Annotated in this window: 8 protein-coding genes; all 8 read right to left on the reverse strand. The window is 56.9% G+C overall.

From position 1 onward, the window contains the following. Positions 1-128: 128 nt before the first annotated feature. On the reverse strand, positions 129-2,027 hold the full coding sequence (locus tag U5817_RS13685; RefSeq protein ID WP_407277700.1) for a SurA N-terminal domain-containing protein: 1,899 nt from the start codon (positions 2,025-2,027) through the stop codon (positions 129-131). A gap of 180 nt (positions 2,028-2,207) precedes the next feature. Continuing rightward, a complete protein-coding gene (locus U5817_RS13690) occupies positions 2,208-3,404 on the reverse strand; it encodes a DUF1972 domain-containing protein (protein ID WP_407277701.1) in 1,197 nt (398 codons plus the stop codon). A 48-nt stretch (positions 3,405-3,452) separates the two neighbouring features. Continuing rightward, positions 3,453-4,565, reverse strand: a complete 1,113-nt coding sequence (locus tag U5817_RS13695) for a glycosyltransferase (RefSeq protein ID WP_407277702.1) — start codon at positions 4,563-4,565, stop codon at positions 3,453-3,455. Then, the gene (locus U5817_RS13700) at positions 4,562-5,755 is read right to left on the reverse strand and encodes a glycosyltransferase family 4 protein (protein WP_407281071.1); all 1,194 of its coding nucleotides are present in this window, start codon (positions 5,753-5,755) and stop codon (positions 4,562-4,564) included. Before U5817_RS13700 ends, U5817_RS13695 begins: the two co-directional genes overlap by 4 nt. Beyond that, on the reverse strand, positions 5,755-6,852 hold the full coding sequence (locus U5817_RS13705; protein ID WP_407277703.1) for a glycoside hydrolase family 99-like domain-containing protein: 1,098 nt from the start codon (positions 6,850-6,852) through the stop codon (positions 5,755-5,757). Before U5817_RS13705 ends, U5817_RS13700 begins: the two co-directional genes overlap by 1 nt. Positions 6,853-6,861: 9 nt before the next feature. Beyond that, positions 6,862-9,438 (reverse strand): oligosaccharide flippase family protein, encoded by a 2,577-nt coding sequence (locus tag U5817_RS13710; protein ID WP_407277704.1) that lies wholly within the window; start codon positions 9,436-9,438, stop codon positions 6,862-6,864. Further along, positions 9,425-10,630 (reverse strand): glycosyltransferase, encoded by a 1,206-nt coding sequence (locus U5817_RS13715; RefSeq protein ID WP_407277705.1) that lies wholly within the window; start codon positions 10,628-10,630, stop codon positions 9,425-9,427. The genes U5817_RS13710 and U5817_RS13715 overlap by 14 nt, the downstream gene beginning before the upstream one ends. Next, positions 10,627-11,898 (reverse strand): hypothetical protein, encoded by a 1,272-nt coding sequence (locus tag U5817_RS13720; protein WP_407277706.1) that lies wholly within the window; start codon positions 11,896-11,898, stop codon positions 10,627-10,629. Before U5817_RS13720 ends, U5817_RS13715 begins: the two co-directional genes overlap by 4 nt. Between the last annotated feature and the right edge of the window lie 5 nt (positions 11,899-11,903).

Consider the following 11,903-nt stretch of genomic DNA (forward strand, 5'->3'; position numbering starts at 1 on the left):
TGACGGACCGCGCAACGCGCGGCCGTCAGTCAAAAAAGAACGCCCGATGCTTGCGCATCGGGCGTTCTTTTTTTGTACGTGCATCAATGGGCGCGCAACAGCGTGCCCTCGCTCGACCCGCTTACTGCTTACTGCTGCTGCGGCCGCACCGCAGCCGTATTGATCTGCACCTCATAACGCCCGCGCAGGGACTCGAGGAAGGCGTTGAAATCGCGTTCGGCGACCAGACGCCGGTACTGACCTTCCAGCGCCTTCAGGCGAGGATCGTCCTTCGCGATATCGATACGATTCACGCTTTCGATACGGAAGACCGAATATCCGCCGCCTTGCGTCGGCGCCCCCGCATAGGCCGGCAACTTCGTGCTCGGCGCGCCGAATACCGCCGAAATCGCCGCCTGAGGCAGCTCGGGCTTGGCCCGTTGAACGGTGCGCACGGCGCTCCATTCACCCGCCACCGACTCCCCCTTCTGCAACGCGGCAAGCGCAGCTTCGCCGCGCTCTGCTGCAAGCTTCGTCGCCTGCTCCGTCTTCAGCTGCTGTTCGATCGCGTCCTTGACCTGCTCGAACGGCGTCCGTTGAGCCGGCTGGTGCTCGACAACGCGGGCCGACACCAGCGTACCGCGCGACACCTCGACGGCCTCGACGTTACGCCCCTTGGTTACAGCCTCGTCCGCGAACAGGCTGTTTAGCAACTTCTCGTTCGTGTAGTCGCCGACTGCACCGCCGACACGTTCGATCCAGTCCGTGGTCCGAATCTCCAGCTTCAGCGCATCCGCGACCGGCTTCAGGCTGTCCGACTGCTCATACACGGTGTTCGAAAACACTTCCGCCTGCTCGGCGAACTTCTTGCTCGCCTCCTGACGCTTGAGCTCTTCGACGATCTCGCCCTTCACCTCGTCGAACGGGCGCGCGTGTGCCGCCTTGATGTCAGTGACCTCAATGATGTGGAAACCGAAATCCGAGCGCACCACCTCGCTGATCTGGCCCTTGCCGAGGCCGTAGACTGCATCCTCGAACGGCTTCACCATTGCCCCGCGCCCGAAGAAACCGAGGTCGCCGCCACGCGACGCGGACCCCGGATCCTGCGACTCCGCCTTGGCAATCTCGGCAAAGCGCTTCGGATCCGCACGCAACTGCTTCAGGATCCCGTCAGCCTTTTCCTTCGCCTTCGCCACTTCATCGGCAGAAGCGTCTGCAGCCGCCGAAATCAGAATATGGCGCGCACTGCGTTCTTCCGGCTGGCTGAAACGCTCCGCGTTCGCCTCATAAAACTTGCGCGCCGCTTCGTCCGACACGCTGACTTGGCCGAGCACCGCATCCTGGTTGAAGACGACATACTCGGCCCGCAACCGCGCAGGCCGCTCGAAGCGCGACCCGTTCGCATCGTAGTATTGCCGGGCAGCGTCATCGGCGAGCTTCACCTCGGCGGCGAAGCTGCTGACGGGGAACTGGAGTTCGCTGACCTTACGCTCCTCGAGCTGTGCCATCAGGAAGCGCCTGATCGATTCGCGCGAAGTGAAGGCCGAATCGCCGACGGCCTGCGCCACCTGCTGCATCCGCAAGTCCTGCGCGAGCCGCGATTCGAACATCGCCGGCGTCATGCCCTGAGCCCGCACCGCTGCCTCGTAACGCTCGATCGAGAAGCGCCCGTCCTGCTGGAACGCATCGACGCCTGCGATCACCTGCTGCAACTGCTGCGGCGCCACGATGAGCCGGTTTTCCGCCGCGTGCAGCGCCAGCAGACGCTGGTTCACGAGGTTTTCCACGACCGAACGACGGATCGGCTCCGAATCGAGCAACGCCCGATCCACCTCGCCCCCCATCGACTCGCGCAGCCGGTCCTGCTGCTCGCGCAGCGCCTGATCGAACTCGGCGCTCGAAATCTTCGACTTGCCGACCGTAGCGACATCGGTCCCGCCCGGGCCATCCTGGAAATACGAATCCAGCCCGAAGAAAGCGAAGGGGACGATCAGCAGCGCAAGGATGATCTGCGCCACGCGTTTGTTATTGCGAACTGATTCGAGCATCGTCTAGTTCCGTGAAATCCCAGAAGAAGGGTCAGGCAGCAAAAGCCGCGGACATAAGGGCGGGATTATCGCATTGCATCGCCCGGCTGGCCAAACCTTCGCGGCCAACGAGCCCAAGCCCCCCGCAGGGCGGGAGACGCGCTGCGCGTCCCGCCAATCCACGCACGGGACGCCCGCCGTCTATCGCAGCGAGCGCGCCTCTTCCGCAAGGCGCCCTGCCAAGGGCGCCGTATCCAGCCACCCCTCCAGCAAGCGCTCGTATTCCCCAAGAATACGATCCCAGGTGAACGCTTCCGCGAAACGAGCACGACTCGCCGCCCGCATCGCGCCAAGCCGCTCCTCGGCGCCCAACAACGCGTCAAGGCGCTCGCCAAATTCGTCCGCCCCAGCGAAATAAGCTGCACCTTCCCCGGCCACCCAGCGGTTGAAACGGTTGTCGTGCGCAATCACCGCGTTACCTGCGCCCAGCGCCTCAACAAGCGACGGGTTCGTTCCCCCAACCTGGTGACCATGAACGTAAGCGAGACTATGGAAGCGCAAGGCACGCACAACGGGTTTCTCGTAAATCGCCCCAACAAACTTCACTTCCTCGCTCGCCGCCTCGCGCACCGCCCGATGGTAGGCATTGCCCGCCGCGTCGTAATTACCCAACACCACGAGATCCACCCCGCGCGGACGCGCAGAAAAGCCCCGCACAATCTCCAGAAGCGAGTTCTCCGGCTCCGGCCGCGCAATCACCGTGAGGAACCGCCCCGGCGTAAGGCCAAGTGCAAAGACCGGCTCCACCGGCGCCGCAGAAACTTCCTCCGCACCATACGCAATCGTCGTGATCTTGTCCGCTGCCACACGCGTGGCGAGATGCGCCTTGATCTGCGGATGATCTGCGATCAGGTGGTCCCCCAGCCAGCAACCCGCCCAATCGTTCAACCAGAACCATGTCTTGGCAACCTTGCCCCACTTGGCGCGCGACCACTCGATTCCGTCCATGTTGATCACATTTCGAATCCCCTTCACCCGCAACACCGCGCCGAAGACCGCAGTGTTGTACCCCAGCGTCAAACATAGATCGCCATACTGCGCCGCATGGGCCGTTGCCTTCCAATCGAACACAATCGTGCCCTTGGGGCCACTCTGGGCAACCGGAATACGCACCCTCTCGACACCACGCCACGTATCCTTGAATACCGGGCCGGAGCCATCCTCTTGGCAATACACCACCACGCGCCATCCACGGTCGACGAGAAAGAGCGCCAGATATTCGGCGAAGGTTTCAAATCCGCCATGAGCAGCGGGAACCCCTCTGACCCCAAGAATTCTCAAGCAGCGACGATTCATTTTTATTACACCCTGCACATACTGGAAACCACCTTCAGACAATTAATGCGGCATTCCGCTGCATTAATAGATGCGAAACCCGATTCATACTCAATTGCCGCAATTGCCACCGGAATTTGCGCGCAGTCGCTCTGACAATCGCACATGGCGCATTGCGAATCCGCGCGTTGTCAGATCACGATCAGCCATTTGTCGCTGCGCGCAAACCGCGCGCCCCAATGCACCTGATGGATCTTTTGCCGACGCCTTGATCGCATCTCGCAGCGACTGGGCATCTCCCGGATCAACATAGGTCACAGCATCCGCGGCGAAATAGGCCAGCAAACCACCCGTCAAGGTAGCAACGACGGGGACTCCCAAGGCAACCGCTTCAAGAATCGCGGTAATTCCCGAAGCGTGAAGATTTTCCTTCAAGGGCACTACTGCGCAGTCTGCCCATGCATAGGCCGCCCTCACCTCATCCTGAGTCATGGCTCCAACATGCACGTTGTCTGCGGAGAATCTACGGGGCCAAACCGAGGAACCTACACGCAACTCAAAGTCAGGCCGCCCGCCAATTGCCTCAAACAAGGTAGACCAGTCACGATGGCGATCATTTCCAAGCGCCAGAACACGAACTGGCCGGGAAGCATCAAATTTTAAATTTGGTGCCCGTAGCGGGAAACTATCAAGCGAAATGCCGAATAGAACCACTTCGCAAGGCAGCTGGAATCCCAATTCGTCCGCAACCGCCTTGTTATCGGGGGAGTGAAAAGTCGCCACGGCCGATCGCCCCAGCAAATACCGATAGAGCGATTTCTTCAGATCCGACAAACGCGGCCACACATCAATCAACCAAACCGACTGCGCGATAACCGGCGGGCCATCCATTCTGAGCAATGCGCGAAGCGCAGCAATTCCCAGATGCTCATATTCCGTGTGCGTCCAGATTACATCGTAATCGGCGCCCAGCAAGGCCCGGCGATTATTCCAGGCATGCCGAATATCAAACCCCAGCAAACGTTTGACAACCTTGTCCGCCACCCCCAAAAGCCCACCTGACGTGGCGGTCGGCCGCGAGAAGGAGACCAGGGCTCCCGCCTCCTCCGCGAAGTGATAACCATACGGGGTCACGTCCGGCACCTCGCCACGAGCAAATCCCTCCTGCCAGCGCGCCGCATCGAGCGCCCGCGGAAGCAATACGAAAACGCGCAGCGAACTCACGCGCCCCGCTCCGATGGCGCACCCTGTGTGGCATAACGATCGGCAAAGAACCCGCGGTAGGAAGCAACCAGTGCTCTCGCGGACTCCGCCCAGTCAAATTTTTTAATCTGCTCGGCCCCCTCGGTCACCATCGTGGCGGCCAACTCCGGATCGCCCAGCACTTTTTCGAGCCCCTGAGCGATACTCGTCACATCCAGCGGATCAACCAGCACCGCAGCCCTGCCAGCCACTTCCGGCATCGACGTCGTGTTGCTGGTCACCACCGGCACCCCACTCGCGAGGGCTTCTGCAACTGGCATGCCGAACCCCTCCGCAATCGCGGGAAAGACAAAGGCGCGGGCGTTTCGCATCAACACCGGCAACATGTCATCCCCAACATTTTCCAAAAAATGAACTCGCCCCTGAACGCCAAAGCGCGTTGCCGCTTCAAGCGCCGCTGCATAGCCAAAATCGCGCTGACCGACGCAAACCAGAGGCGGCGCACCCTCACCAAGGCGGCCAAAAGCCTCAATCAACCGTGCATGGTTCTTTCGTGGCTCAAGACGGCCTACCGTCAACAAATAGCCACCCGCATCCAGGCCAAGCGGCGCAAGCTTTTCCACCCCTTCCCGTCCTGGGAAAAACCTCGCCCTGTCGACGCCGTTGTACAACACGCGAATGCGCTCAGCTTCAATGCCAAAGCGGGCCGCAATCTCCTTGCGCGAAAACTCGCTGACGCTAAACAACAAACGCGCAACCCGAGCTGCCAGCCGGAAAGTCAGCTTCGACTGCAGCGTAAAGAAACGCGGAAAATATTCAGGATGACTTTCAAATAAAACATCATGAATAGTGCACGCACAAGGCCCGAGCGGAAAAAACGGCAAGCGGTACTGGGTATGCAGCAAATCCAGCTTTTCACGAACTTGCAACCACGGCAATTGCAGTCCAAGACGAATCGGCCCCGGCCGGTGCGGCATGCGAACCAGGCGCACATTGGGCGCCCCGAATTCAGGATGGGCCGACTTCAACTGCTCAGGATTATCAAGAAACAGGATGAAGTCGATTTCCGGCGCCAGCCGTATCGCCTCCCTGAAGATACCCAGAACATGGCTGCGGCTGCCCTGAAAGATCCCGTCAAAAGTATGAAAATCAACCCCAACCTGCGGCCGACACCCACCTTCCCGCAATCGTGAACAAGGGAAGGCTGCCATCACTCGCCACCTCCGAATACCTTGTTAATGCGCTTCAAATACTCAAAACCGTATAGCTTTGTCGGCTCCACATAAGATCCTTCGCCATATTCGTTCCAGCAGCAGACCATACCGACACCCTGAGTTTTTGACGGATTAGCCTTCAATAGCGCCCGCGCCTTCAGCAAATGGCGCTCAAAGCTATCCGGGGTGGACATCGAGTCATCATGACGAGGATCCTTCTTGCTCCCACCCCAGGGCCGCTTATCCCAACCTGACGTCATCGGGATGAAATATGGCAAATTGCTGTTTTTGATAATCCAGTTCCACTGCATCTGATACGCGCTATCGAGTTCCTCGAAACTATGGGAATCGGGAGTACGCTGGTCTGAATTTCCGGCCAGCCCGAAGTGGTAGTTGTATGCACTCAATGCATCAAACCCGGACTCGGGCGCAAACTTTTTGACCCAATAATCGGTGGCCGGCACACTCAACACAAAATAGATACCCGGCAGCCCCGCCGCCTTCGCCTTCTCACGAGCGCGATCAAGCATCTCCGCAACCTTCAGCCCGATAATTTTCGCCTGGTCGCGAATAACGTCCGCCGAAAAAACAAACAATACTGGCTTGCCCTGAATCTTCACGTACTCCGGGTTCTGCAGATGGCGGCCGATCCAGTAATCCACCAGTGCATCCCACTCCTGGAGGGTACGCGGCTCCTTGGTATGGTTTGCCCACAGCAGCGCATATCGCACACGCGCCCGCTCGGGTGACTGAAGATAAGCGCGAACAGAAGTTTCCGGCGCCGGACGCCCTTTTTCCCAATACCAGTCGAAGGTGACGAAATCGATGCCGTAATCACCCATCCAGCCGAGTTGGGTATCAAGAACCTGGCGCTGCGCATCGTTATACCAGCCGAGCAGCGGCTCGCGTTCGGGGTAGGCCTTGATCGCAAGCCACGGATCGGGCTCATGCGATCCCTTGGTGTAAGGCGACCAACCTGGGTAGTAATAGACGCCGATTGTGTAGTCAGCAGCACAGACTATATTCTGTAAATAAGGAAATATTAGTCCAGAAAAAATAATAACCTTGCTAATACCTCTTGCTAACCGCCTCATTGACTTGCTCTATTCAAACAACGCAAACGTCGCATTCAACATCATCTGATCGGCAATTCCACCTTCACGTTTCCGCCCAACCGCTACCCGATCAGCCACCGACTCGTAATTTTCAGCCATTGAAATTGCGCGACTAAATAAATTGTCTTTGTTGAATGGCGATGACCAAACGAAATCACTCAACCCCAATTTTCCACATATCTGCCTTACTTTTGGATCAAGTTCAATTCCAATTGATGGCTTGCCTAACACAGCCCCAACCACGACCCCATGAAAGCGGGCAGAAATAAAAAAGGCACAACGCGCAAGGGAATTCAAGTAATCTGAAACCTCCATTTCGAAAGGATCCCAAACTTCAACTTGAAACCCAGATCTATCGAAATACTTAATTGCTTCGCGATCTATGGATGCACAAAACGAAAAAAACTTCACTTTTAAGCCGCTATCTTCCAACGCTCTACATGTCAAAAGAAGCGACTCCTGATAACCTTCCGAATAAATTGCAAATTCCCAACCGCGAATAACAACCCCTATCAGCTTTTGATCAACGTCAACTTTGGTAGCGCTTGCACCAATTACATTATTGGCAAAACAAATATCCGCACCATCTTCAACATTTACAAGCCCCCACTTGTTCGGAAACTCCCGACTTTCAGTATCTCTGAGCCATATACGAGACATTTGACTAAGAACTCGTTTCGACGCCTCTTCATTGCCAGCCCGGAATGGTCCAACACCAAGTCCAACAGCGACACGCACTGGCCTAACTGGCATCAACCGCGCAATTCGTCTAATCGCAAAAGGAACAATCCTTCTCGGATTAAACTTGTTAATTAAAAGATTAAATCTTGACGGCAGCTCATCATTTATGGCTACATTTTTTGGCAAGCTAAAAAACTGCGTTCCACCAGCCATTACTTCAAGCGCCCACGCGCTACGTAGCGAATTATGTCTTTTTTCTAGAACTGCTTTTGGCAAATGTTTTTTTACATAAGACGCAGTTTTGTAATCGCTAACTGTCACATAAATCGTTAGCCCCTCGCGTCGAGAAGCAAAATAATGGTACGAAGCCAACATGAGCAAATCGTCGCCAAAATTCGCCTCTCCAAAGGCACCACTTAATCGAACACGACGTCGAACCCCCGCTAAGTCGCAGAAATATCTATTAAACGTTTTTCGCATAAGAACTGCGTAAATTATTAAAACAGTAAAAGTACTGAAAGATATAGCGATCAACACCACATAACCGCCAGGCAGCTTATTGACGTACGTTTTCGTAATCCACCAACACAATGAGGAGGAAAGTATCGATACAAAAATTGGCGTGAAAATACGTTTTAAAACCTTAAAACCGGAGAATCCCATAGTTCTTGCAAATTTTGCGATTACGATTGGAATAACAGCAAGTTGGCCGACAAATACACAAATAGCCGCACCAGCAACACCGTAAGAAATCAAATATGGCAAAGACGCCAATATAACCGCCGTTCTTGTCAGAGCCATCCACACGGAGATGCTTGCCGCACCAACCGCCTGCATAGCGGCACCAAACACAAAAGCAATCGAACGCAGCGCCCCCAACACGCAAAGAATCTGAAACGGCGCGACCGCCTCATGCCATTGCTCCCCAAACACGGCGGGAACCAGTGCCTCGGCACTGGCGGCAGCCAACAGGAAGGCGGGCATGATGAGTAGAGCAGCCAGCAATACCCGATCCTCGAATGCTGCCGTAAGTGACTTGCGGTCATTCTGGCGGCGCGCAAAAACGGATATCGATGACTCCCAGAGCGGTGCTGCCAGCAGTTGGGTGGCCGATTGTTGCGCCCTTGACGCCAGGGCGTAGTGGCCAAGTGCAACAACACCAAGATAGCGGGCGATAACCAGTTCGAGTACCCGCGTTTCGACCAGATCAAGCACCTTGACCAGCGTGATGCGCGATGCAAAGCCGAACAGTTCGCCGAGCGCCTTGCGGTCAAAGACAAGCTGGGGTCGCCATGCTTCGTGGCGCCACAATACGGCGGTGCTGACCGCCTGAAAGACCAGTTGCTGCACGACGAAGGTCCAAACGCCAAGCCCGCCTGCGGCGGCAACGATGGCGACAATGCCGCTAAGCAGGTTGGACAGGGCTGTGCGCCGCGCCAGGGTGCGATAATCCAGCGCACGACGAAGCAGCGCCGACGGCACACTGGACACTGCCATGAAGCCAAAGACCGGCGTCAGGGCCATGATGATTGGCTCGACGCCCGGGCTGTCGAACGCCGCGGCAAAGGCCGGGGCAGCAAGCAGGGTGGCCAGCGCCAGCGTCGCACCGATCATCAAGGTGACCCAGAAGGCGCTGCTGCGGTGCGCTTCCGTCAGGGTGTCGCGCTGAACGATGGCGTGCCCGAAGAGTTGCTCGACAAAGATTTCACCGAACGTCAGAAAGATCATGGCGACGGCAAAGGCGCCAAACTCCGCGGGCGTGAGCAGGCGCGCCAGAACAAAAAATACGATGAGGGTGATGCCCCGCGCGGCCCAGTTCTGGACATAGGCCCATACAGTTGCGGCGGCATCGGAAATCCGTTTTCCGGAATCAGTGTTCGCCATGCGATTTCACAACCCGGGAAAAAATGTCGGCGATGAGCGCACGCCAGGCTTCAGTTGCGAACCGGCTGCCGGCGTGACTGCGCGCCGCGTCGGCCAAGTATCCACGCAGGCTGGCATCCTGCAGGACGCGCACGATCGCATCGGCAAAGGCGGCAGGCTCATCCTCCACCAACATCTCCTGTCCGTGCCTTGCCCCGGTGCCCTCGGCTCCGATCCGGGTCGCCACGACGGCCGAACCGGCCAGCATGGCTTCAACCGTCTTGATTTTCACGCCACCGCCACTGACCAGCGGCACAACCGTAACGCTGTTGCTGGCATAGAACGCAAAAATGTCCGGCACGAACCCGGAAAATGAGACGCCCTCGCCGGCTCGGGCAACGAACTCCGGCGGCGGATTGCGCCCTGCAACGACGAAGCTGGCATTTGGAACCCGGGCCAACACCCGAGGCCACACCTGATCGAGAAACCATTGCAACCCTTCTCGGTTCGGGCGGTGCCCAAATGCACCGGCAAAGCCAACGCGCATGGGAACGGGCGCACTGGCTGGCGGAACGCCTTCGGTCAGCGGCAAACCCATGGACAGGGTCTGACTACGCGGATTCATGGCGCACAATACATTCGCATCCTGTTCGGATAAGGTCAGGACAGCGGAAAACCGCGCGTATTGCCTTGCTTCATAGCGTGCCCAGCAGACCCAGTCGAGCCAAGCCCGTACGCCACCGATCCCCCGCATGCGTCGCGCCTGGCGAAATCCGGATAGCGTGTAGGCGTCCTGCACGTCCATGATGCACGGCGTATCGCCGCACAGCGTCACGTATTGCGCCATCTGGGGAAACTGAATCCAGACAACATCCGGTTTCAAGCGGGCAAGATGCTCACGCAAGGCGCCCTGCATTGACGCTTGCCAGCACAATGCCGCGAGGTGAGGCTTGGACAACGAGAGCGAACCGAAAGCCGCTTTTGCGACCCGGATGCGATCGATGATGAGCGGAACTGTCTCGACCCCTTCGCATACCTGAGCCAGCGCTTGTGTACATTTCTCTTCGATATCGCGGGCCATGACGCCCGAAAAGGAGAGAAATGAAACCGCGTGCTGACTCGCCAAAGCGGCAATCTGACGGAAGGTGACGACACCACCACCATTGCCTGAATCAAGACCGGAGAGGAATGGTGCGACAACCAGAATCTTCATCGCTTCCACTCTTTGCGTTCGACTATGGAGAGGCAAAACCCCAGGAGCAGCAGCACGGATACCAGCGCAGTCTTGTTGAAGGGCCCGGCAATCAACCACGACGTGAGCAAACTGACTGCAACTGCGCCCTGCACAATTAGACCGGCAAATCGTTCGTCTGGATCAACCGAGCGCGCGGCGACCGCCCCCCTACGAAACAACCAGCCGAACGAGACGAGGTAAAGGATCAAACCCAAAGCTCCCGTCTTTACCAGAACATACAACATTCCGTTATGCAGAACAGGTATGTAGCGCATGGGGCCATCACCGAGAAATAGGTATACCCCGAGGTCAACAAAGTGACCGAACCCTCGCCCTCCTAACCAACGTAGCACTCCGCCATCAACATAGTCTTTGTAGGCTCTGGCCGTCTCGAAGCCACGAAAATTATCATTGATGCTCTGTTGGTCACGGTAGTCTGCAATGGTTAGTTCCTGGGCCGAACGGAGCATTTTGCCGGTGAATGTTTTTTTCCCTGCTTCGCTGGCAGGTGGCAGCGAAGCAGCCAGCGCGCCGAGCAATGCGAGGCCAACGATTACCGCAGCTCCCAGTTTGACGAAACGTGAACCAAGCATCAGACCTCTAAGTGCAGTCCAGAAGACCAAGACAACAAGTACCAGCGTACGCGAATATGCCAAGGTTATAGACGCCCCGCACAGCAACAGGACAATCCACCCGAAAATCGGGCGTATGGCCAACATTTCACGCCAACGCCCAATAGAGGCGATAAGAAATGCGCACGTAAGGCCAACAACGAAATTCCCGTTTCCTGCCAAGGCTCGTACTTCGGTGGCCGGCAAGCTAAGCAGATTCGGGTTAATTGCAAACTTGGCTAGATGCAAGCTAGCGAGAATGAGGCCGGCTATTACTAAAAGGCGCAAAGCCTGCGATAGCCTTGGTGTTAGAGCGCCAAAAGAATACCCGACGAGTATAACGCCAACCGGATTGATGAAATACCAAGCATCTTTTAGATAGGGATAGAGTTCATTGTCGTACCCAAATGCCAGACCAAGGGCAATTATTCCGCTAAAACAGATTAGCAGTACCCATAGAGATTTCGGAAAGGGATTATTCCTCGTACCCCAGACGACTAACGCGAGAACCAAAAAATAGGCGTTCATCCCACTGACCAAGGAGATCGGGAGATACGATCCGCCGAGCAGAAGGAAAAATAGCGAATACAGCGGCCAGGCTGGCGGCTCGGTGCGCATCGGCGGACGGTAATTCAATGCTA

It is taken from the genome of Aromatoleum evansii, from assembly GCF_045689615.1.
GTDB lineage: Bacteria > Pseudomonadota > Gammaproteobacteria > Burkholderiales > Rhodocyclaceae > Aromatoleum > Aromatoleum evansii.

Excerpts from the sequence above, each read along its gene's own strand:
- U5817_RS13710 (WP_407277704.1), bottom strand. The coding sequence starts at position 9,438 with ATGGCGAACACTGATTCCGGAAAACGGATTTCCGATGCCGCCGCAACT.
- U5817_RS13685 (WP_407277700.1), bottom strand. The coding sequence starts at position 2,027 with ATGCTCGAATCAGTTCGCAATAACAAACGCGTGGCGCAGATCATCCTT.
- U5817_RS13715 (WP_407277705.1), bottom strand. The coding sequence starts at position 10,630 with ATGAAGATTCTGGTTGTCGCACCATTCCTCTCCGGTCTTGATTCAGGC.
- U5817_RS13700 (WP_407281071.1), bottom strand. The coding sequence starts at position 5,755 with ATGGCAGCCTTCCCTTGTTCACGATTGCGGGAAGGTGGGTGTCGGCCG.
- U5817_RS13705 (WP_407277703.1), bottom strand. The coding sequence starts at position 6,852 with ATGAGGCGGTTAGCAAGAGGTATTAGCAAGGTTATTATTTTTTCTGGA.